Below are 19,163 nucleotides of genomic sequence, written 5' to 3'. Positions count from 1 at the left end.
AGCCGGAGGCGGCGGCCCCGGGCCCCGGACCCCGGCCGGGGTCCGGGGCCCGGGGCCGCCGTGGCGCGGGTCAGTTGACGTTGATCGCGGCGATGCGGCCGAGGGCGTCGAAGGCGACCTCGGCGGTGCTGCCGCCCGGCAGGTGGGCGGTGATGCGGTCGGCGGCGGTGGTGGTCGGCACGCGGTGGTGGGCGAAGTAGCCGGTGACCACGGCGTGCGGGGAACGGCCGAACAGGCCCGCGCCGGTGACGAGGTGGCGGGGCATCGTGAGCGGGTTCAACGGGGCGTGGGGGATCTGCGGGTCGTCGGGGGTGAAGTAGACCCGGGTGTCGGGGCCGGCCGGCTGGCCGATGTAGCCCGCCGCGCCGAGCACGCCCATGCCCACGAAGGCGAGCGATTCGGCGGCCCGGTGGGGATCGGCGAAGCCCGACAGGTCCACGCCCTCCTCCCGCAGCTCGGGCACGTCGTGGAGGCGCCCGAACTCGGCGATCCGCGCGCCGGCCGCGACCACCGCGCTGCCCCGCAGCCCCGGATTCGCCCAGCCCCAGAGCCAGGACCGCCCGGCCTGGTCGTAGCTGCCCAGCAGCCCGACCCGCACGACGCGGCCGGAGGACTCGTAGCGGCACTGGTCCAGATCGGCCGTCCAGGGGCCGCCGGGCAGGACCTGTTCGAGGGCTTCGAGCTGCTCGGCGCCCCAGGCGGCGTGGTGCTCGGCGGTACGGAGGAACGCATCGGTGAACGTCGACGTCATGGGGATCACCCTAATGAGATCATCGGGTCCGTGACTTCGATGTGGCAGGGCAGGCAGCTCACCTTCGAACGCGTCGACGAGAGCCGCATCGGCGAGGTGCTGGAGGTGCTCGACGAGGCGGCTGGCCGGCTGGCCGCCCAGGGCATCAGGCAGTGGCCGGCGCGGTTCGAGCGCGGATGGGTCGAGGGATCCGTCGCCCGGGGGGAGACCTGGCTCGTCCGCGTCGACGAGAAGGTGGCCGCGACGGTCACCGTGGACTGGACCGACCCGCACTGGGCCGACCTCGGCGGCACGGCCGCGTACGTGCACAAGCTGGCGGTGCGGCGCTGGGCGCCGGGGCTCGGGGCCGTCGTCCTCGACTGGGCCCTCGCCGCGGCGAACGGCCGGGGCGTGGAGTTCCTGCGGCTGGACTGCGTGAGGTCCAACGCGCGGCTGCGCTCCTACTACGAAGCCCGCGGATTCGTGCACCGCGGCGACGTCCAGTGGATGGATCCCTCGGGGAAGCAGCCCGGCGACGGCCCGGTCCACTGGCAGAGCCGCTACGAGAGGCGCGTGGACGGACAGGGCGAGGAGACCACGCCCACCCGAACCTCCCCGGCCGTCCCGAGCAACGTCCTCGGCCTGGCACCCGAGTTCACCGACCCGCTGTGGCGCACCGCCGTCCGGCTCAACCCCGTGGAAGCCGAACTGCTGCGCACCGAACCGCTGCGCCGCCTGCACTTCGTGGCGCACGGCGGTGCGTCGGCGCTCACCACCCTGCAGTCGTACTCGCGGCTGGAGCACACGCTCGGGGTGCTCGCGCTCGTCGCACACTTCCGCCCGGGGGACGAACCCCTGCGGGTGGCGGCCCTGTTGCACGACATCGGGCACCTGCCGCTGAGCCACACCTTCGAGGGCCTCGGCGGGCTCGACCACCACGCGATCGGCCTGGAGCTGCTGCGCACCGAGCCGATCGGCGGCGTACTGGCGCGGCACGGGACCGGCGTCGAGGAGGTCGTCGGCGCGCTGGACGGGCTCGCCGGACGACCCGGCCTGATGAACCTCGACCACCTGGACTCCTATGCGCGCAGCGGCCGTTCGGCCGGGCGGCTCGACGCCGACCCGGCCGCGCTGCTGGCGGGGCTGCGGCTGGAGGGCGGGGTGGTGTCGGCCGACCGCGAGGGCGCGGCGGTGCTGGTGGGGGCCGTGTGCGCGGAGGCGCGGCTGCACACCTCCTGGGACAACGTGGGCCCGGTGTCGGTGGTACGGCGGCTGGCGGGCCGGCTGCTCGACGCTCCGGACGGCCCGGCGGCGGCCGAGGTGGCGCGGATGACCGACCAGCAGCTGTGGTCGGCCCTCGACGCGTACGAGGCGACGGCGGCGGAGAGCCGCCGGATCCGGTACGAGGCCCACCGGTTGGGGGTCGAGCCGGGCCGGGGCGATGGGCCGGGGTGGGACTTCTCGCTGCGCAGGATCTACAGTTCCGCACCACTGGTGGACGGGCGCCCGGTTGAGGAAGAGGCGCCCGAACTGGCCGCTCAGCTGGAGGAGTTGCGGCTACTGCCGACGAACTTCCGTGTCCGGTGGCGGAGGTAGTAGGAGACGGTGACGGCACCGAGCAGCGGGCCCCAGAGGACGAGCGGCATGTAGGCGACGCCGATGATGTGGAGCCACACCCCCTCGTAGGCGGGGTGGTGCTCGGTGCTCCACCAGTCCAGGCCGTCCCCCCACAGCACGGTGAGCGCCAACGCCCCGAGCCCGGCCGGGACGACGGCGGCGAGCGGGCGGACGCGGCGGCCGCCGATGAACGGGATCCAGTGCGGCACCACCTCGCCCCAGGGCCGCACCAGGCCGATCGTCAGCAGCGCGAGGGCCTCGGACACGACGCTGAGCGCGATCACGGCGACGGATCCCACCCCGGGAATCCGGAAGGTGTGGCGCAGCACCTGCTCGCTGTACCCGACCGGCAGGCCGAATCCCATGGCGATCCGCCACAGCCCGGACGGCACGGTGGAGAGCGCGGCGGCGTGCGCAGCCCACACCGCCCACCGGGGCGCGGGCGGTGCGGCGGGCGGTTCGGTGGCGGTGATCATGCCTCCAGACTCGCCGCCCCGCGCCGGGACCACGTCCTCCCGCAGGGCCGGCTCCCTCCCCCCGGCGGGGGAGGGAGCCGTCGGTTGGTACCACACCCTCCACCGGGGTGCGCAGGAAGGCGAGGCAGACCCCGCCCCCGCTCCCGCCGGCCGAGGCGCCCGGGCGGCTGCCCGGAAACCCGGCTGCCCGGTGATCATGGTGCGTGTACGCTCGCCCGATGGCCGATCACACCACCGCGGACCAGTCCGCCGCCTTCGCCCGCGCGGAGACCGTCTTCGACCTCGGCGCCAGGCTGCCCGGCGAGGTCTTCCGGGAGCTGGCCGACGAAGCCGTGTTCCGTGCGTTCGACCTGCTGCTGACCCCGGACGCCTGGCCGGGGCTCGCCGCACTGGCCAGGCTGCACGGGGACCGGCAGGTCGACCTGCACGTGGTCGAGGCGTACGGCGCCCCCGGGCCGACGCTGTCGCTGCCCGTGGACGCCACCCCGGACGACTACTGGGCGGCGGTCGGGTTCGACTCGGGCCCGGCCGCGCTGGACTCGATCACCATCGGCGCCGAGGCCGTCGCCCTCACCGGCCCCTCCGCCCGCTGGGGCTGCTGGGGCGAACGGGGCCCGGAGCTCGCCGTCCTCCGCGGCTTCCCGGACGGGGCCGCGCGGGCCGACTGGTGCACCCGCTACGGCCCCTGCCTCGACGCGGCCGGCGTGCTGGACTCCTGGCTGCAGCAGGTCTACCGAGGCCCGGTCCCGGACGCCTACGCGGCCGGGCTGACCACCAACTACGGCGAGTAGCGCGATGACGGAGGAGACCGGGCCGGAGCCGCTGGGCGTGTGCCTCGTGGCCAACGTCGCCCAGGAGACCAGGCACGGCGTGGGCGGCCAGGAGATCCGCAGGGGGCTGCGGCACTTCGCGCCGGGGGCGAAGGTGTGGATCGCGCCGCCGGCCTGGGGCGACGGCGGCGAATGCGTTATCGTCGCCGGCCGGCACCGGGGGAACAGCCGTCGCTACGTACGGATGGTCGTCGAGAGCCGGTTCCTGGTGAACTTCCGGGTCCGCGCCGTCTACAGCCCCGCACTGGTGCGCGCCTTGACGGAGGCGGAACCCGGGGAGGAGCAGGAGTTCGCCGCCCGCTTCCTCTGGCCCCGGGAACAGGCGGAGGACTGGGCCCGCTCCGCGAACACGCCGAAACCGGGAGAACTACTCCAGTAGTGCCACTACTTCCGTAGTTCCCGCGAGCCCCGTTGCACAGGAAGTCGGCCCGGCCGACTTCCTGTGCAACGGGCGGTGGTTACGAGCACTCCCAGTAGAAGCGGCCCTCGAGATGGTCGGGGCTGACGAATCCGAAGCCGTACCCGTAGCCGAAGTTGAGGAAGTACGGGTCGTCCTCGGCTTCGCCGGCGTCGCTGATCTTGAAGAGGAACTGCCAGGGGGAGCCGATGCGCGCGTAGGTGTTGGGGAAGCAGGCGGTGCCGCCGAGGTAGTCGTGGAGGTCCTCACCGCCGGGTTGCTCGACGTCGGGACCCTCGCCCCGCAGGCCCCGCTCGAACGCGGCCTGCTCGTGGATCGACCGCTCGACCTCCGGCTCCACCGGCTGGAGGTCGAGGTGCCACTCGACGGGGATCTCCGAGTCGTCGGGCCCCCAGCGCCAGAGCGTCCGCCCCTGCGTGCCGGGCGGGCCGATGACGGCGGAGGCGGGGACGCGGCCGCCGGGCTGTACGAGCAGGACGGCGTCGCCGCGTTCCGGATCGAGGCCGCCCATGATGAGGTCGTCCTCGTCGAGGAAGAGGTAGGCCAGCCGCAGCTCGTCTCCGGGGACGGGGAACTGCCCGACGAACACCAGTGGACGGCCGGTGGACGGGTCCACCGGCCAGGCGGGCTCGCCCAGCCACACGGGCTGCCCGCCCAGCTTGGCCACCGGTTCGCGGATCGGCTGTTCGGCGGCGCGGAGGCTCATCTGCCGGCGCGGCAGGAAGGCCGCGTCGTACGGCCCCTCTGCTCGCCCGGTGGGACGCGTGATCATGACCGGACCTTAGAACACGCCTCCGACGGCGCCCGCCGTGCGGTGGGTCAGGCCGTGCCGAAGGGGTTGTCGACGGCGTAGCGCCAGTGGCCGTCGGGGTCTCGGCGGGCGATGTCGGTGGCGGTGCCGGTGAGGTGGACGTCGGTGCCGTCGGGGGCGGTGCCCTCGATGGTCCAGTCGACGATGAGGAGGGCGAGGTCGCCGGTGACGTAGGTGTGGCGGGGGCGGACGGTGATGGGGACGCCGAGGGACTGGAACTCGGCGCTGGCGCGGGCGAGTGAGGGGCCGGTGGTGGTGCGGCCGGGGGTGGGGACGAAGAGGGCGTCGGGTTCGTAGACCCGGGCGAGGGCGTCCGGGTCGCCGCTGTTGAAGGCGGCGGCGAAGACGGCCGGGTGTTGTGCCGGGTCGGTGGTCAGGGGGAGGGTGGTGGGGTGGTGAGTCATGTGAGCAGTGAAGTCGGGCCCCGCGTGGGTCACCAAACGGAAAGCGGCAGGCCCTGGGACGCGGAACTGGTCCCCGACGAGCGCGGCCGCACGGGCAGCCCGGAGCGGGACTGCCCGGTGGAGGTGGCCCTCGCGGCGATCGCCGGCCGCTGGACCACGCTGGTGCTGCGGGAGCTGATGCACGGCCCGGCGTCGTACGGGGAGCTGCGGGAGCGGCTGCCGCGGATCAGCCCGAAGGTGCTGGCCGAGCGCCTGCGCGCGCTGGAGGAGCGGGAGTTGGTGGTGCGCGAGCGCGTGCGCGGCTTCCCCGTGCGGACCTCGTACGGGCTGACGCCCCGCGGTGAGGCGCTGCGCCCGTTGCTGGTGGAGCTGTACCGGACGGGATCGGCACTCAGCTGACGGCCGGTTCGAGCAGCGCCAACCTCCGCCGCGAGGCGTCGAGTTCGGCGCGGATGCCGACGGGCATCGGGAGGTTCGGCCCGGCGTGCCCGATGTCCACGTTGCCCAGCACCGGGATGTCACGCCCGCCGAGGACGTCGAGGACGATCTCGCGCAGGTCCGGGGACGCGCCGGGCTCCAGCCCGGCGATCTCGCGCGGAACGCCCACGACCATGCCGGCGATCCGGTCGAGGACGCCGCAGTGCCGCAGCACCTGGAGGTAGCTCCACACGTGCGAGGCGTGGCCGCCCATCTCCTCCCAGAACAGCACCGCACCGTCGAACCGTTCGGGGGGCAGGGCGAAGGGCGTCGCCTGCGCGAGCACGATGCGGTTGATCACCGCGCCGATCAGCGGCCCCTCGACGCGCCCGGGGCGCCCGGGGCGCCAGCACTCCCACGCCGGCCCGGTGGGCAGCGCGCCGAGCGGCTCGGTGCCGGTCAGCAACCTGGTGTACAACGCGGAGAGTTCGGCGCGGCGCTCCTCGGGCACGGACTGCCAGGTGTCGCCGAAGCCGGGCACGGCCATGTCCGCGTGGAAGCCGACCAGGCCCGTGCGGGCGTGGAGCACCAAGTGGAGGAGGGAGATGTCGCTGTAGCCGAGGATCGGCTTGGGGTCGGCCCGGACGGCGTCGACGTCGATCAGGTCGAGGTAGCCGAGGGCGGTCTGGCCGCCGTCGGCGGCGACGATCGCGCGCACCTCGGGGTCGCGGAGCAGGCCGTTGAGCTCGGCGGCGATCTCGGCCGGGGTGGCGGCGCTCCACCAGTGCCCGCGCCCGGCCCGGAGCAGCGGTGCCCGGCGGACGCGGAAGCCCATGCCCTGGAGAACGGCCACCGCCCGCTCGACGTTGGGCTCGTACGCGGCGGGCAGCGGCCCGGAGAGCGCGGCGACGACGACGAGGTCGCCGGGCTTCAGGGCGCGGGGGCGCAGTGGCGCGGGGATCGTCATGGGGCCAGTGTCGCCGGTGCCGTCGTCGAGGGCAGGTGGGTTTTCAACCGGCCCGGTCGTGACGATCGATCAACAGCTCGCACACGACTCTGCTACAGATGTCACGAGTTGCTCGTCCACGACCGTCGCCGACCGGCATCATCCCTTCACCGATCGGGAACGTTTCGGGATGCACAGGATGCACGGGATGCACGGGAGGCGTCATGGCTGCGTGGTCTTGGAAGCGGAACGAGGGGCACCGGGCCCTCCGGGCGACCGTACGGGGGGTGCTGCTGCTGATCGGGCTCTCCGCGGTCGCCTTCGGCTTCGCCCGCTTCGTCGACCGCTACGACGAGGCCGGGGCCTACCTCTCCGCACCCCTGTGCACCACCGCGACCCCGGACGGGGACTGCCTGCGCCAGGAGACCGGCCGGGTGACGCTCAAGTGGGTCGACGAGGGCGGTGAGGGCGCGGGCACCAGTTACCGGGTGAAGGTCACGCGCGAGTCCGGCCCCACCACCACCCACGACCTCACCGAAGCCTTCTACAACGACGTGCAGCCCGAGACCCGCGTCGACCTGAAGCTCTGGAAGGGCGAGGTCGTCCGGCTCTCCCACAACGGCCACCAGCACGACGACCCGCACGTCTCCTGGACGTCGATGATCCCGCACTCGCTCCTGATCGGGCTCGGATCGGTCGCGATCACCTACGGCCTGCTCGGGCTGCGCAGGGAGTGGTCCGGGATGCCGGCGCTGTGGGGCGGCACGGTCTTCCTCGGGTCCCTCATCGGCTCGGCCGTGCTGGCCGACCTGCAGTGGTCCTTCCCGGTGACCCTGGCGCTGGCCGTCGCGGCCTGGCTCCTGGTGGCGGGGGTTTCGATGTCGCTCGTCCTCGAGCTGGCACGGGGCAACCGGCCGGGCCCGGCCCCGCGGAGCGCGTGAGCCCCCCAGCCCCCAGGCCCCAGGCCCCAGGCCCCAGGCCCCCAGGCCCACCGCGCCCCGCTCGCCCCGCCGTCAGCGGCGCAGCAGGTCGACGAGCCCGGTGAGGTCCTCCTCCGCGCTGCCCTCCTGGAGCCGCTGCTCCATCAACCGGAAGAAGGGCGCGAGGAGTTCGGCGCTGACGCCCTGCTCCTCGGCGGTGCCGAGCAGGGTGGCGCGGCCCGCGGCCTGCATGCCCAGGTTTGAGACCACGCCCGTCGTGTAGTCGCCGCTCTCCAGGCGCTGCGCGGTGGTGGTGACGGCGCCGGCCATCGCGCCGAGCCAGGTGGTCAGCAGCGGGGCGAGCTCGGTCGGCGCGATGTCCTCGCCGCGCACGAGGGCGTACGCGTGGGTGAGGCCCGCGAACATCCCGTACATGGCGCTGAGCAGCGCCACGTCGTGCACCGCCGCGTGTCCGGCGTCCTCGCCCACGTAGCGGGCGTCGGCCGGGGCGGCCAGGGCGCTCCGGTGCTCGTCGAAGAGGGACCGGGAGCCGCTGTAGAACACGTACGGCCCGGCGGCCGGGACGCCGATCATCGGGGGGACGGCCATGATGCCGCCGTCCAGGTACCGGGCGCCGCGCCGCTCGGCCCAGGCGGCGCGGGCGCGGGCCCGGGCGGGGGTGCTGGTGACCAGGTTGACGACGTCCTTGCCGCGCAGGTCGACCTCGGAGAGGGTCTTCTCCACCGAGGCGTCGTCGAGGAGGCAGACGACGACCAGGCGGTTGGCCGCCACCGCCTCGGCGGCGCTCGCGGCGAGGACCGCGCCTTCGGAGACGAGGGCCTCGGCGCGGGAGGCGGTGCGGTTCCAGACGGTCAGCGGGTGGCCGGCGGCGAGCCAGGCGCGGCCGAGGGCGGCGCCCATCGCGCCGAGGCCGAGGAGGGTCAGGGGGGTCTTGGAGGTGTTCGTCGACATCGTTGGCATGCCGTTCAGCCTCGGCGCGGGCCGGTTGACGATCAAGTACGTACTTGGAAGTGGGTGGTTACCCTGAGGTGAGTGACGAGGTCGGAAGGGGTGGGGCGATGGCGACCGTGCCGAGGCCCGGTGGGCACGTGTGCGGGATCGACGCCGCGATGGAGGTCATCGGCGGCAAGTGGAAGGTGCTGATCATCTGGGCGCTGTCCCATCGGCCGCGGTGCCGCTTCGGCGAGCTGCGGCGGCTGGTGCCGGGGATCACGGAGAAGGTCCTCTCGGCGCACCTGCGGGAGCTGGAGACGGACGGGATCGTGCACCGCACGGCGTACGACGAGGTGCCGCCGCGCGTCGAGTACGCGCTGACCGAGACGGGCCGGCGGCTCAACGAGGCGCTGGTCCCGCTGGGCGCCTGGGGGCAGCGCCACGTCATCGACGGTCTCCAGCCGCGCTGATCGGCGCTCACCGACCCGGCAGGTCCTGGCAAGTCCCGGCAAGTCCTGGCGGACACATGGCGGGGCGTCAGGTGATGATCGGTCATCTTCCTTGCCAGTGCTGGCCATCCGAGGGCAAGGGAAAATTAATGTGACTTCCGTCTCGTTCCCTTGTCGGCTTCGCTATGCTTCACACCTCATCGCTCGGAAATGGGCAGGAGGGTCCCTAAAGTGGCCCAAGTAACCATCAACGAAGGCGTGTTGTGGGTCGGCGGCGAGGCGTATCCGCTGCGCAACATCTCCCATGTCGGTCAGAGGCGGCTCTCCGTGGACACGGGCGCCGCGTGGCGGAGGTTCATCCTCCAGAGCATCGGCTGGATCTTCCTGGGCGGCATCCTCGCGGCCGTCGCCGGCAACGTCGGAACGATCATCCTGCTGGCCGTCGAGGCGCTGCTGGTCTGGCGGCTGGTGACGGTCCTGCGGAAGCCCCCGGTGTACGGCCTGGTGCTCAACACCTCCGGCACCCAGCGCGAGGCCGTCTGGTCCACGCGGCAGGAGGAGATCCAGCGGCTGGTCCTCGAGATCACCAAGGCGATCGGCAACCCCGACGTCGCACAGACCGTCATCAACGTGGAGCACGCGATCCAGGGCGACGTCATCAACCAGTACGGCTCGGGCAACGTCGGCAAGGCCCACAGCAGCGGCAGCGGCAACATCGGGGGGTCGTCATGAGCGGCGACCACATCAACCAGTACGGCGACGGCAACATCGGCAAGGCCGAGAGCACCGGGTCCGGTGACATCAGGGCCGGCGGCAGGGCCGGCGCCTCCGCCGCGGGAGGGCCCGCGGTCGAGGCCCTCCTGCGGGAGATCGAGAAGCTGCGCCCGCACCTGGACGCGAACGACCGGGCGGAGGTGGACGCGGCGGCCGGCTCGATCGCCGCGGAGACGTCCGCGGAGCGCCGGCGCGGCCTGGTGCAGCGCATCTCGGGAATCGCGGCGCTGCTCGGCGAGGTGGGCGTGCCGGTGATCCGGGCCGCGAGGGCGCTGCTGGGCGCCTGAGGCGGGCGGCCGGCGGCCGTGCACGTGTGAAGTGGAGGGCGTCGTCCTCGGGTTCGCCCGCGACGGCGCCCTCCGTCGCGCCCGAGGCGTGCCCGCTACGGGTGGCCGGCCGTCACCAGGGCGCGGGCCTGGGGCGAGGTGAGGGGGTGGGCGAAGAGGTAGCCCTGGCCGAGGGGGCAGCCCATGGCGGCGAGGCGGTCGCGCTGGGCGGGGTGTTCGATGCCCTCGGCGATGACCTGGACGCCGAGGGTCTCGGCGATCCGGGTGATGCCCTCGACGAGGGCGTCCTGCTGGGCGGAGTGGCCGAGGCCGTCGATGAAGGACTTGTCGATCTTGAGCAGGGAGATCGGGAACTCGCGCAGGTAGGACAGGGACGAGTAGCCGGTGCCGAAGTCGTCGATGGCCAGGGCGACGCCCAGCCCGGTCAGGGTCGCCATGTCGGTGTGGACGCGGTCGTCGTGGCGCATCAGGACGGATTCGGTGAGCTCCAGGACGAGCGCGGTCGCCGGGAGTCCGGAGGCGTCGAGGGCGTGGCGGACGACGTCGACGAAGCCGGGGTCGCGGAACTGGCGGGCGGAGACGTTGACGTTGACGCGCAGGGGCGCCGGGCGCGAGGGGGCGGCGGCCTGCCAGGCGGCGGCCTCCTGGACGGCGCGTTCGAGGACCCAGGCGCCGAGGGGGACGATCTGGCCGCTCTCCTCGGCGAGGGAGATGAACTCGTCGGGCAGCACCATGCCGCGCCGGTCGTGCGGCCAGCGGACGAGCGCCTCGAAGGCGACCAGCCCGCCCGAGCGCAGGTCGACGATCGGCTGGTAGTACAGCTGGAAGGCGGATTCGGCGATCGCCTCGTCCAGGTTCTCGTTCAGTTCGTGCCGCTCCACCAGCCCCGCCTGGAGGGCCGGGCGGTAGTGGCGCCACTGGCGGCGGCCGGCGGCCTTCGCGGCGTACAGGGCCAGGTCGGCGTGGGTGAGCAGCTCGGCCGCGTCCACGCTGTCCTCCGTCGTGGCGACCCCGATGCTGGCCCCCACCCGGACGGCGCCCGCGCGCAGCCTGAACGGCTCGGCGAAGACGGCCAGGACCACGTCCGCGATGGCGTCCACGTCGGCGGGCGTGTAGGCGTCCTCGACCAGGACGGCGAACTCGTCGCCGCCGAGGCGGGCGGCCGTGTCCGAGCTGCGCAGCGCCGTGGAGATCCGCAGCGAGACGGCCACCAGCAGCTCGTCGCCGACGGCGTGGCCCTGGGTGTCGTTGACCATCTTGAAGTCGTCGAGGTCGATGAACAGCACCCCGGTGACGGCCCCGCTGCGCTCGCCGCGCGAGAGCGCGTGGCCGACGCGGTCGGCGAACAGGACGCGGTTGGCCAGGCCCGTCAGGGAGTCGTGGAAGGCCCGGTGGGTCAGCTCGCGCTCCATCTGGCGCTGCTCGGTGACGTCACGCAGGGTGAGCACCAGGCCCTCGACGGTCGGGTCGGCCCGCAGGTCGGTGTAGCGGACCTCGGCCTCGATCGGCGTGCGGTCCTCGCGGAGCAGGCGCCAGTGCTCGCGGGGCTGCTCACGGCTCTGTTCACGTCCGGGGGACGGCTCGGCGGGCCCGCGCATCCGGGCCAGCGCCTTGCCCACGGCCCGGCTGTCCTCCGGCGGGACGAGATCGGTGAACGGCCGCCCGTCCAGCGCCGGGTAGCCGAGGACGCGCTCGGCGGAGGAGGAGGCGTAGCGCACGCCGTCGTCCTCGTCGAGGATCAGGATGACGTCCCCCGCGTTCTGCACCAGCGTGCGGAAGTACAGCTCGCTGTTACGGCGCGTGACCTCCTGGCTCAGGACCACCCGCTCGACGGCCAGCGCCGCCTGGGCGGCCAGGATCTCCAGGGAGCTCCAGAGGCCGGTCAGCTCCAGTTCGGTGCCGGTGACGATCAGCGCCCCGATCAGCGGGTCCCCGGAGGGGCGCTCGGCGAGGGTGAGCGGGCAGAGCAGGGCGGCGGGCATGCCGTCGAGGCGGGTGGCGAGGCCGCTGCCGATCTCCTCGACGGGCAGGAGGACGGTCTCCCGGTGGGCGGCGAGGGCGAGGACCTCGTCGTCCGTGGCCGCCGGGGAGTGCCGGGCGGCGCCGCGTTCGGCGTGGCGGAGGTGCAGGACGCCGCCCTCCGAGACGGCCAGCAGGGCGACGTGGCCGGCCTCGGCGGGCATCAGCGTCGACGCGGCCTCCTGCACCGCGTCCGCGACCTCCTCCACCGTGACGGCGGCCGTCAGCCGCGCGCCCGCCTCGCGCAGCGCCCGCTCCCGGGCCACCGCCTGGCGCCGGTCCACGGCCACCACCGCCAGCCGCGCCAGGACGAGCAGGTAGAGCACGGCGGAGAAGGCGCCGATCACGCCCGCGTTGCTGGTGTTCCCGGCCAGGGACTCGATGATCAGGATGGCGGGGGCGATGAGGGAGGCGAGGGTGAGCAGCGCGAAGCGGGCCGGGCCGGGGTCGGGCTGCTGGCTCGGCACCGGTCTGGTCACCTCGACCATCGACGGGTGCAGCGCCGCCGCGCCCCAGGCCGTGTAGTACGCCGCCCAGCCGAGCTCCACCGGCGTGCCGATGCGCCAGGTGCCGTGCAGCTGGATCAGCCCGTACAGGACGTCCGAGACGAGCAGGCCGAGGGAGCCCAGGACGAGCAGGTGCAGCGAGCGGGACTTGCCGCCGTGGGGGGTGATCAGGCGCAGGATGAGGGCGAGGACGACGACGTCGCCCAGCGGGTAGGCGATGGAGACGGCCTTCTGCAGCCAGGACAGGTCGGGGTTCCGCGCGTAGGGGAGGATCAGGTAGATCCACGCGAGCAGGGCCAGCCCGATGGTGGGGATCAGCGCGTCCAGCAGGCCCGCGCGGTCCTGACGGGCCGTGCGCCAGCGCAGGAAGCCGAGCAGGCCGGCCGCGTACAGCACGTACTCGCCCAGGTAGAGGGCGTCGGCGGCGGAGGGGAACGGGTTGGGCCGGTGCAGGATGTCCAGTTGGACGGCCTGGACGACCTCGCCCGCGGTGAAGCTCAGGTTGGCGAGCGCGAGCAGGTACCAGTAGCGGGCGTGCGCGGGCCGGTTGAGCCGGACGCCGACCACGATCGCGGCGACGCCGCCGAGGCCGATGCCCGTCCACCAGATGATGCGCTGAGCCGGGTTGAGGTAGTAGACACCGGTGAACAGCACCATCCAGCACAGGTAGCAGATCATCAGGCGTCGGCGCCGACGGGTCAACGAGGCTACCTCCTCCGCGACTTCACCCGCCGACCGGGCGGGGGAGTTCGGGCGAGGGTGGGTCGGGCACGGGCGTGTGGGAGGGGCGCCCGGAGGTTCTGCGGCCGGGCGGTCCTCCTGTGCCGTGAGTGCGTATAGTCGGAAATGTCGCACTCCCAGCATTCTGCCGCCACAGCACGAGGTCAAGCCGGTGGACGACGCAGCAGACAGCGCACGGGGCACGGGGACGGAGCGGAGCCCCGGGCATCACGCCGTGGTCGCCGACGGCCACGGTCGGTACGCGCTATGGCCGGGCGGGGCGGGGGTGCCCGAGGTGCCGCAGGGGTGGCGGCGGGTGTACGGGCCCGCGGGGGCGGCGGACTGCCGGGCGTACGTGGAGCGGGAGTGGCGGCCGGGGGAGCTGGGGTTCGAGGGCGCGGGGGGAGAGGGCTCCGGTGTCTCCGGTGTCTCCGGTGTCTCCGGCGGTTCCGGCGGTTCCGACGCGGACACGGTGGTCGGGCGGTTCCGGGCCCAGGTGGCGCGGACCCCGGAGGCCGTCGCCGTCGAGGCCGCCGACGTGACGCTCCGCTACCGCGAACTCGACGCGTGGAGCGACCGATTGGCCGCCGCACTGCGCGAGCGCGGCGTCGGGCCCGAGCAGGTGGTGCCGGTGTGCCTGGAGCGCGGGCCCGCGCTGGTGGCGGCCTGGCTGGCGGTGCTCAAGGCGGGCGGGGCGCTGCTGCCGCTGGACCCGGGGAGCCCGGCGCGGCGGCTGGCGGGCCTGGTGGACGACTGCGGGGCACGGGTGGCGATCACGGAAGGTGACGGCTTCGAGGGGGTGACGGGGGTCGCGGTCGACGCCACGGGAGGCGCTCCCGGCGGTGCCGCCGTCGGGCCGGACGGCCTGGCGTACCTGATCTACACCTCGGGCACCACCGGCCACCCGAAGGGCGTCGCCGTCGGCCACCGGGCGCTGCTGTTCACCCTGGAGCGGGTGATCGACGCGTACGGGCTGCGCCCCGGCGACCGGGTGCCGCAGCTCGCCGCGCTCGGCTTCGACACCGCCCTGGAGCAGGTCTTCGCGCCGCTGCTGGCCGGAGCCACCGTGGTGCCGGGCGGAGCGCTCACCTGGGCGCCGACCGAACTCGCCGGACTGCTGGGCCGGTTGGGCCTGACCTCGATGGACCTCACGCCCGCCTACTGGCACCAGCTCCTCGGCCTGCTCCCGGCCGCCGGACCCGCGCCGCACGGCCTGCGGCTGGTGGTCGTCGGCGGGGACGTGGTGCACGCCGACGACTGCCGCGACAGCCTCGCCCGGCTGCCCGGGGTACGGCTGCTCAACGCGTACGGCGTCACGGAGGCGGCCGTCACCTCGACGCTCTGCGAGGTCACGGCGGGCGTGCTGGGCGCCGTCGCGCACGCCGGGCACACCGCCCCGGTGCCCATCGGGCGGCCGCTGCCCGGCGTACGGGTGCACGTGCTGGACGCCGCGCTGAACCCCGTACGCCCCGGCGAGAAGGGCGGGATCCACCTCGCCGGCCCCGGACTCGCCCGGGGGTACTGGCGCGAACCCGGCCTCACCGCGGAATCGTTCCTGCCCGACCCGTACGCCCCCACCCCCGGCGAACGGATGTACCGCACCGGCGACGCCGGGCGCTGGCGCGCCGACGGGCAGCTCGAGATCCTCGGCCGCTTCGACGACCAGGTGAAGGTGCTCGGACACCGCGTCGACCCCGCCGAGATCGAGGCCGTCCTCGCCGCCCACCCCGGCGTCCGGCAGGCCCGGGTGACGGCCGACGGCACCGCGGCGGACGGCTCGCGCACGCTCACCGCCTACTACACCGGCCCGGCCGGCGGCGAGGACCTGCGCGCCTACCTCGGCGAGCGGCTGCCCTCCTACCTCGTCCCCGCCGCCTTCGTGGCGCTGGAGGCGATGCCGCTCACCCCGGCGGGCAAGATCGACCGGCGGCGGCTGCCGCACACGGAGCCGCTCGTCCGACCGGCCGGTGCGCCCGGCCCCGCGAACGCCGGGGAGGCGGCCCTCGCACAGCTGTGGGCGGAGCTGCTCGGAGTCGAACCCGTCGGCCCCGAGGACGACTTCTTCGCACTCGGCGGCACCTCGCTGCTCGCGATGGAGATGCTCGCGCGGGCCCGGATCGTGTTCGGCTTCCCCGTCGGCGAGGTCCGCACCCTCACCCGGGCCCTGCTGCGCGACCCGACACTGCGGGCCTTCGCCGCCGCGCTGGCCGGCACCGCGTCGGCGGCCACCGCGCCGGCCGGCACCGCGTCGGCCGGCGCGGACGCGGACACCGCCGCCGTCGACTGGGCCGTCGTCGACTGGGCCGCAGAGGCCCGACTCGCCGTCCCCGTACGGCAGTCCTGGAGCCCCGCCCCCAGCCGCGCCGACCCCGCCGAGATCCTCCTCACCGGCGCCACCGGCTTCTGCGGCGCGCACCTGCTGCACGCCCTGCTCGCCACCACCCGGGCCCGCGTCCACTGCCTCGTCCGCGCGCCCGACGAGGAGCACGCCCTGGAGCGGCTGCGCGCCGCCCAGCAGCGCTACCTGCGTCACGACCTCGCCGACCCCCGGGTGGTGCCGCTCGTCGGGGACCTCACCGCGCCCCGGCTGGGGCTGGCCGACGGCCTGTACCGGTGGCTGGCGGACCACCTCGACGCCGTCCACCACCTGGGTGGACAGGTCAACTTCCTCTACCCGTACCACCAGTTGCGCGCCGCCAACGTGGAGGGCACCCGGGAGGTCGTGCGCCTCGCCGGGCACAGCCGGGGCGTGCCCGTGCACTACCTGTCCACCCTCGCGGTCCTCGCCGGCTTCGGCGCGGCCGGGGTCGCCGAGGTGAGTGAGCGGACCCCGCTCGCGTACCCGGAACGGCTGGGGGTCGGGTACGTGGAGAGCAAGTGGGTGGCGGAGCAACTGCTGCACGAGGCGGCCGCAGCCGGGCTGCCGGTGACGGTCCTGCGGACCAACGACGTCACGGGGGACCTGGCGAGCGGCGCCATGAACCCCGGCACCGAACTCTGCGCGCTCATCGCCTACTTCGCCGACAGCGGCACCTTCCCGGACGTGCGGCTGCCCCTCGACTTCGTCCCGGCGGACCGCTTCGCCGGCGCCATCGCCCACATCGCCGCCCATGCCCCGGCCGACGGCGAGGTCTACCACCTCACCTCGCCCTCGCCCGCCACCCTCCCGGAACTGGCCGCGCGAATGCGGGCCCACGGGCACCGCATCTCCGAACTCCCGTACGGAGACTGGGTGCGCCACCTGGTGAGATTCGCCGCCGGGCACCCGAGGCACCCGATCGCGCCGTTCGTGCCGCTGTTCGTCGACCGGGCGCCGGGCGGGGAGCTGAGCATCAGCGAGCTGTACTTCCGGCCGACGTTCCCGAGGTTCGACCGGGAGAACGCGGACACGATCCTCGCCGGGAGCGGCACCGAACTGCCCCGCGTGGACGGGCCGTTGCTGGACCACTACCTGCGGCGCATGGCGGCGGACGGGCTGCTCGGGGAGCCGCGATGAGCCTCTTCGCCGGGCTGGACCCCGCCCGGGCGCCGGCGGACGCCCCGGCGGCGTTCGGCGGGGAGCTGGGGGCCGAGTCCGTGCTCGACGCGTACCGGCGGGGGCTGTTCCCGCTCCCGGCGGCGGACGTGTTCGCCGGCGCCTACGCCGAGGCCCGGTACGAACAGGCCGTCGCCGCAGGGGAGATCGCGCTGCTGCCGGGCGAGGACCCGTACGCGCTGGCCTGGTGGTCGCCCGACCCCCGGCCCGTGCTGGCGCCCGGCGGGGTACGGGTGCCCGGCGGGCTCGGGCGGCGGCTGCGGAACCGGCTCGGATGGTGGACGAGCGTGGACCGGGCCTTCGGGCGGGTGGTCGACGCCTGCGCCGAGGGGCGCCAACCCGCGTGGATCACCCCGGAGTTGCGCGAGGCACTGCTGGATCTCAACGCGCGGGGCGCCGCCCACAGCGGGGAGGTGTGGGAGGGGGAGGAGCTGGTCGGCGGCGCGTTCGGGGTGGTGGCCGGACCGGTGCTCAGCCTCGACTCGATGTTCCACCGCCGCCCCGACGCCGCCCGGGTGGCCGTCGCCGACCTCGGCGCCCGGTTCGGCGGGGCGGGCGGGCGACTGCTGGACGTGCAGTGGGACGGCCCGTACGTGCGCAGCCTCGGGGCCCGGCCGGTGCCGCGTGCCCGGTACCTGGAGGAGCTGGCCGCCGGCGCCGTGCCGGGCGTGCTGGAGAGCGGGCCGCTCCCGGCTTCGCGGCTGGGCTGACCTGCGCATATAGTCGTCCGTCGGTCGCCTGCCGGCTGCTCGTCGGTCGTCCGTCGGTCGCCCGTCGCCCGTCTGTCGGTCGCTTCGACAAACTGATTCCCCATCAGTAACATGACGCCGCGTGTTCAAACCCTCCCTCAAGCTTCCGCTCAAGCCTTCGATAGTCAGGGCGGCCGCCGGCCCGGCCCTCCTCACCCTCCTCCTCGCCGGAACCGCCGCCTGCGGCCATCCCTCCACCCCCGGCACCGGCCAGGCCACCCTCGAACCGGCCGCCGCCACCGCCGCCGACGCGACCACCGCCGGGGGCAGTCCGGCGGCCGCCGCACCCGGCCCGGCCACCCCGCGAGCCCGCTCCGGCGCCGGCTCCGGCTCGGCGAGCGGCTCCGCGAACCGCCCGTCCGCCGGACAGCCCGGCACGGTCGCCGTCGCCCCGGCGGGGGAGCGGCGGGCCGCCGTCGGCAGCCCCGCCAAGGACGGCGGCGCCGTCACCCCCACCACGACGAACCTCCAGCTCACCGGATACGACGCGGCAGCGGGCACGGCCGTCCTGACCGGTACGGGCGGCGACACCACCGCCGCGAAGGCCGGCCAGCTGCTCGCCAGCCCGCCCACCGAGGCCGCCCCGCAAGGCGCCCTGCTCGCCGTCACCGGCGTCAAGCCCGGCGCCGCCCACGACAGCCTCGCCCTCACCACCCGGCCCGCGAACCTGAGCGAACTCCTCGGCTCCACCGAAGCCGACGGCCAGGTGCCCATCGACGTACACGGCATCACCGTCACCCCGCTCGTCAAGGACCTCAAGGCCACCGTCGCCGCCGACGGCCCCGGCGGCGTCAAGGCCGACGCCTCCGGCACCCTCCAGGTCGACCTCAACGCCCCCGTCCCCCTCCCCGACGGCCTGAGCCTCGCCGCCACCGGCTCCCTCCAGCTCCACCCCGCCGTCCACTTCGCCTACCACGGCGCCGCCGCGAGCAGCCCCCGCACCGCCTCCGTCGGCTTCGACCTCGGCGCCCACGCCCACTGGAAGGTCACCGGCGACGCCAAACGCGGCACCGGCGCCACCCCCGTCCGCGTCCCCTTCGCCAAGCTCCAGGCCAACCCCGTCCTCACCGTCGCCGGCCTGCCCGTCGTCGTGAACCTCGGCCTCACCTGCTACCTGGAGGTCAGCGCCGACGGCCAGGTGCACCTGGAAGCCGAACAGGACGCCGCCGGCACCTGGGCCGTCCGCGCCGACTACACCGGCGGCAAGGGCTGGACCTCCACCACGGACGCCGACACCAAGGTGACCCCGGTCCAACTGCGCCTCAACGGCAAGGCATCCGTCCGCGCCGCCCTCGGCGCCGACATCAACCTCGGCCTCTACGACACCGTCGGCGTCGAGGCGGGCGTCGCCCCCTACCTCAGCGCCCGCGCCGAGGGCTCCCTGACCGCCGACTCCTCCGGCAAGGCCCCCCAGGCCCAAGGCAGTTGGTCCCTCGTCGGCGGCGTCGACCTCAACGGCGCCCTCCTCGCCCACCTGAAGATCTTCGGCACCCCGATCATCGAGGGCAAACTCCCCCTCCCGCCCTACCACCGCGAATGGCCCCTCCTGACGGGCTCGGCCGCGCTGCCCTCACCCCGGCCCAGTACCTGATCAGGTCGAC

The 19,163-nt window shown here is 74.4% G+C and carries 18 protein-coding genes; 11 read left to right on the top strand and 7 right to left on the bottom strand.

Features of this window, described 5'->3' with window-relative positions:
* Positions 1-70 precede the first annotated feature (70 nt).
* Positions 71-751: a DUF6882 domain-containing protein gene (locus ACIBCA_RS09300; protein ID WP_396282225.1), complete on the bottom strand. Its 681-nt coding sequence runs from the start codon at positions 749-751 to the stop codon at positions 71-73.
* A 39-nt stretch (positions 752-790) separates the two neighbouring features.
* Between ACIBCA_RS09300 and ACIBCA_RS09295 the strand changes: the two genes are divergently transcribed.
* Entirely contained in the window at positions 791-2,326 is a 1,536-nt protein-coding gene (locus ACIBCA_RS09295) for a GNAT family N-acetyltransferase (RefSeq protein ID WP_396282406.1), read from the top strand.
* Here the strand turns inward: ACIBCA_RS09295 and ACIBCA_RS09290 are convergent.
* Positions 2,269-2,823 (bottom strand): hypothetical protein, encoded by a 555-nt coding sequence (locus ACIBCA_RS09290; RefSeq protein ID WP_396282224.1) that lies wholly within the window; start codon positions 2,821-2,823, stop codon positions 2,269-2,271. The genes ACIBCA_RS09295 and ACIBCA_RS09290 overlap by 58 nt on opposite strands.
* A 218-nt stretch (positions 2,824-3,041) precedes the next feature.
* Between ACIBCA_RS09290 and ACIBCA_RS09285 the strand changes: the two genes are divergently transcribed.
* Complete coding sequence (locus tag ACIBCA_RS09285) at positions 3,042-3,614, top strand: hypothetical protein (protein WP_396282223.1); 573 nt, start codon at positions 3,042-3,044, stop codon at positions 3,612-3,614.
* Between the two features lie 4 nt (positions 3,615-3,618).
* The gene (locus tag ACIBCA_RS09280; protein ID WP_396282222.1) at positions 3,619-4,032 is read left to right on the top strand and encodes a hypothetical protein; all 414 of its coding nucleotides are present in this window, start codon (positions 3,619-3,621) and stop codon (positions 4,030-4,032) included.
* Between the two features lie 79 nt (positions 4,033-4,111).
* Here ACIBCA_RS09280 and ACIBCA_RS09275 read toward each other — a convergent pair whose 3' ends face one another.
* Complete coding sequence (locus ACIBCA_RS09275) at positions 4,112-4,843, bottom strand: hypothetical protein (protein WP_396282221.1); 732 nt, start codon at positions 4,841-4,843, stop codon at positions 4,112-4,114.
* A 47-nt stretch (positions 4,844-4,890) separates the two neighbouring features.
* On the bottom strand, positions 4,891-5,286 hold the full coding sequence (locus tag ACIBCA_RS09270; RefSeq protein WP_396282220.1) for a YybH family protein: 396 nt from the start codon (positions 5,284-5,286) through the stop codon (positions 4,891-4,893).
* A gap of 24 nt (positions 5,287-5,310) precedes the next feature.
* Here ACIBCA_RS09270 and ACIBCA_RS09265 point away from each other — a divergent pair, with 24 nt between their 5' ends.
* Positions 5,311-5,685 carry a winged helix-turn-helix transcriptional regulator gene (locus tag ACIBCA_RS09265; protein WP_396282219.1) on the top strand — a complete coding sequence of 125 codons (375 nt, stop codon included), beginning with the start codon at positions 5,311-5,313 and terminating at the stop codon, positions 5,683-5,685.
* On the opposite strand, the gene ACIBCA_RS09260 is transcribed toward ACIBCA_RS09265, so the two are convergent.
* On the bottom strand, positions 5,678-6,670 hold the full coding sequence (locus ACIBCA_RS09260) for an LD-carboxypeptidase (protein ID WP_396282218.1): 993 nt from the start codon (positions 6,668-6,670) through the stop codon (positions 5,678-5,680). The two genes, ACIBCA_RS09265 and ACIBCA_RS09260, sit on opposite strands and share 8 nt — an antisense overlap.
* Positions 6,671-6,873: 203 nt before the next feature.
* Here ACIBCA_RS09260 and ACIBCA_RS09255 point away from each other — a divergent pair, with 203 nt between their 5' ends.
* Complete coding sequence (locus ACIBCA_RS09255) at positions 6,874-7,590, top strand: hypothetical protein (RefSeq protein WP_396282217.1); 717 nt, start codon at positions 6,874-6,876, stop codon at positions 7,588-7,590.
* 72 nt (positions 7,591-7,662) lie between these two features.
* Here ACIBCA_RS09255 and ACIBCA_RS09250 read toward each other — a convergent pair whose 3' ends face one another.
* A complete protein-coding gene (locus ACIBCA_RS09250) occupies positions 7,663-8,541 on the bottom strand; it encodes an NAD(P)-dependent oxidoreductase (RefSeq protein ID WP_396282405.1) in 879 nt (292 codons plus the stop codon).
* 107 nt (positions 8,542-8,648) lie between these two features.
* Here ACIBCA_RS09250 and ACIBCA_RS09245 point away from each other — a divergent pair, with 107 nt between their 5' ends.
* The 3 genes from ACIBCA_RS09245 (at position 8,649) to ACIBCA_RS09235 (ending at position 10,033) form a co-directional block, all read left to right on the top strand.
* Positions 8,649-8,993, top strand: coding sequence for a winged helix-turn-helix transcriptional regulator (locus ACIBCA_RS09245; RefSeq protein WP_396282216.1), 345 nt, complete (start codon positions 8,649-8,651; stop codon positions 8,991-8,993).
* A 210-nt stretch (positions 8,994-9,203) separates the two neighbouring features.
* Entirely contained in the window at positions 9,204-9,704 is a 501-nt protein-coding gene (locus tag ACIBCA_RS09240) for a DUF6232 family protein (protein ID WP_396282215.1), read from the top strand.
* Positions 9,701-10,033 (top strand): hypothetical protein, encoded by a 333-nt coding sequence (locus ACIBCA_RS09235; protein WP_396282214.1) that lies wholly within the window; start codon positions 9,701-9,703, stop codon positions 10,031-10,033. The genes ACIBCA_RS09240 and ACIBCA_RS09235 overlap by 4 nt, the downstream gene beginning before the upstream one ends.
* Positions 10,034-10,128: 95 nt before the next feature.
* Here ACIBCA_RS09235 and ACIBCA_RS09230 read toward each other — a convergent pair whose 3' ends face one another.
* On the bottom strand, positions 10,129-13,260 hold the full coding sequence (locus tag ACIBCA_RS09230) for an EAL domain-containing protein (protein WP_396282213.1): 3,132 nt from the start codon (positions 13,258-13,260) through the stop codon (positions 10,129-10,131).
* A 190-nt stretch (positions 13,261-13,450) separates the two neighbouring features.
* Here ACIBCA_RS09230 and ACIBCA_RS09225 point away from each other — a divergent pair, with 190 nt between their 5' ends.
* From ACIBCA_RS09225 to ACIBCA_RS09215, 3 genes are all read left to right on the top strand, one after another.
* On the top strand, positions 13,451-16,774 hold the full coding sequence (locus ACIBCA_RS09225) for an amino acid adenylation domain-containing protein (protein ID WP_396282212.1): 3,324 nt from the start codon (positions 13,451-13,453) through the stop codon (positions 16,772-16,774).
* Positions 16,771-17,523, top strand: coding sequence for a leucyl/phenylalanyl-tRNA--protein transferase (locus ACIBCA_RS09220; RefSeq protein ID WP_396282211.1), 753 nt, complete (start codon positions 16,771-16,773; stop codon positions 17,521-17,523). Before ACIBCA_RS09225 ends, ACIBCA_RS09220 begins: the two co-directional genes overlap by 4 nt.
* A 121-nt stretch (positions 17,524-17,644) precedes the next feature.
* Positions 17,645-19,153: a hypothetical protein gene (locus ACIBCA_RS09215; RefSeq protein WP_396282210.1), complete on the top strand. Its 1,509-nt coding sequence runs from the start codon at positions 17,645-17,647 to the stop codon at positions 19,151-19,153.
* The last annotated feature ends 10 nt before the right edge of the window (positions 19,154-19,163 follow it).

The organism is Kitasatospora sp. NPDC051170 (genome assembly GCF_044455705.1).
In the GTDB taxonomy this organism is placed as follows: Bacteria; Actinomycetota; Actinomycetes; order Streptomycetales; family Streptomycetaceae; genus Kitasatospora.
Note: the sequence above shows the minus strand (reverse complement) of the source record. Positions and strands in the feature narration are given on the sequence as shown.

Coding starts and splice junctions, on each gene's coding strand:
- ACIBCA_RS09300 (WP_396282225.1), bottom strand. CDS start 751: ATGACGTCGACGTTCACCGATGCGTTCCTCCGTACCGCCGAGCACCAC.
- ACIBCA_RS09295 (WP_396282406.1), top strand. CDS start 791: ATGTGGCAGGGCAGGCAGCTCACCTTCGAACGCGTCGACGAGAGCCGC.
- ACIBCA_RS09290 (WP_396282224.1), bottom strand. CDS start 2,823: ATGATCACCGCCACCGAACCGCCCGCCGCACCGCCCGCGCCCCGGTGG.
- ACIBCA_RS09285 (WP_396282223.1), top strand. CDS start 3,042: ATGGCCGATCACACCACCGCGGACCAGTCCGCCGCCTTCGCCCGCGCG.
- ACIBCA_RS09280 (WP_396282222.1), top strand. CDS start 3,619: ATGACGGAGGAGACCGGGCCGGAGCCGCTGGGCGTGTGCCTCGTGGCC.
- ACIBCA_RS09275 (WP_396282221.1), bottom strand. CDS start 4,843: ATGATCACGCGTCCCACCGGGCGAGCAGAGGGGCCGTACGACGCGGCC.
- ACIBCA_RS09270 (WP_396282220.1), bottom strand. CDS start 5,286: ATGACTCACCACCCCACCACCCTCCCCCTGACCACCGACCCGGCACAA.
- ACIBCA_RS09260 (WP_396282218.1), bottom strand. CDS start 6,670: ATGACGATCCCCGCGCCACTGCGCCCCCGCGCCCTGAAGCCCGGCGAC.
- ACIBCA_RS09255 (WP_396282217.1), top strand. CDS start 6,874: ATGGCTGCGTGGTCTTGGAAGCGGAACGAGGGGCACCGGGCCCTCCGG.
- ACIBCA_RS09250 (WP_396282405.1), bottom strand. CDS start 8,541: ATGTCGACGAACACCTCCAAGACCCCCCTGACCCTCCTCGGCCTCGGC.
- ACIBCA_RS09245 (WP_396282216.1), top strand. CDS start 8,649: ATGGCGACCGTGCCGAGGCCCGGTGGGCACGTGTGCGGGATCGACGCC.
- ACIBCA_RS09235 (WP_396282214.1), top strand. CDS start 9,701: ATGAGCGGCGACCACATCAACCAGTACGGCGACGGCAACATCGGCAAG.
- ACIBCA_RS09220 (WP_396282211.1), top strand. CDS start 16,771: ATGAGCCTCTTCGCCGGGCTGGACCCCGCCCGGGCGCCGGCGGACGCC.